The 1,122-nt window shown below is 61.2% G+C and carries 1 protein-coding gene; it reads right to left on the bottom strand.

The annotated features are described in order from the left end of the window. Positions 1–387: 387 nt before the first annotated feature. Positions 388–1,122: hypothetical protein (locus IE226_RS43630; RefSeq protein WP_190087091.1), on the bottom strand; the 735-nt coding region annotated here is incomplete at its 5' end.

Genomic DNA, 1,122 nt, shown 5'->3' on the forward strand with positions numbered 1-1,122 from the left:
TGCGCCCACGACTTCAAGCCCCAGCAGACGGACTGAGTTACAACTTTCTCTACTGGTTCAAGGCGGCTCGCTCCGCTCCCCGCGCGCGGCCCGGCTCCCCGGGCCGCCGCTCCTGTCTCCGCCCCGCTCCGGCCCGGTCCACCAGGCCGCGCGACAAGAGCTGGCGGCCAACTGACCCCAGAGAATGGGTACATCGTGGCTAGGGCGGTCGGCTCCACGGCTTTACGCAGCCACTTTGGGGCGAGCCTCTAAGATCATGGCCCCAACGTCGTGCTTTAACGGGCAGGTCCACAGACTGCCCGACTCGCGATGAGCTTACGGGGCCATGATCACTCGCCCCAAAGCAGCTCCAGCCCAAAGCCGCTCCACCGACCTGAGTCGATCGCGCTACTCGAAGGGGAGCTGATCGTCCTCCGAGCTCCCCGAATCAGCACTATTGTTCGCTCCAGATTGCCTGTCGACCCAAGCCGGATCGTACACCCACTCGGCACGCCTGAGTTCATCGGATTTACCGGCCTTCCAGAACTCAACTGGGGCTCTACGCATGCGCCGTTGCACAAGAGCGGCGAAGTCCACCATGAAGACCACCGTCTCCACACCGCGCCACGTCGCCGTATTTGGCCGAGTGGTCATGATGCGGTGGACGAAGCGCAAGTCTTCGAGTTCAACGATCTCCCGACCCCATTGTGTGTCTATATGTTCGCGACGCACAAGGAAAAAGAATGTATCGCGATCTCTCACGAATCTCACAAGATCATCGAATCGCGACTCCAGGGATGGAGCATCCCGCCCGGCATCGTTACGCAAGTCAGTTTGCTTCCTCTGGAGGCGCAGCCCCGCCGCAGCCTGAACACTTTCGGCTCCAATAGAGAACGGCTCTTCACCTGCTCCTCCTCGCTGCGATGCTTCCCATCCTGCGTCAGCAGCAGCGATGAGGAGGTCAAAATAGTCGCGAGCGACCGCCCCGCCAGCGATCAGCACTGCTCGCTCTCGCGCAGTCTGAGTGAGAACGTCACGAATCTTGAGACCGGCAGGGGCCAGCACGCCGTTCGCTACCTCTTCAAGGAACGTTTGGGCGGTGGCGAAATCTGCCAAGCCGACATCGAGAGAGAGATGTTGAAG

Origin of the sequence: Streptomyces longisporoflavus (assembly GCF_014649775.1) — a bacterium.
GTDB classification, from domain to species: domain Bacteria; phylum Actinomycetota; class Actinomycetes; order Streptomycetales; family Streptomycetaceae; genus Streptomyces; species Streptomyces longisporoflavus.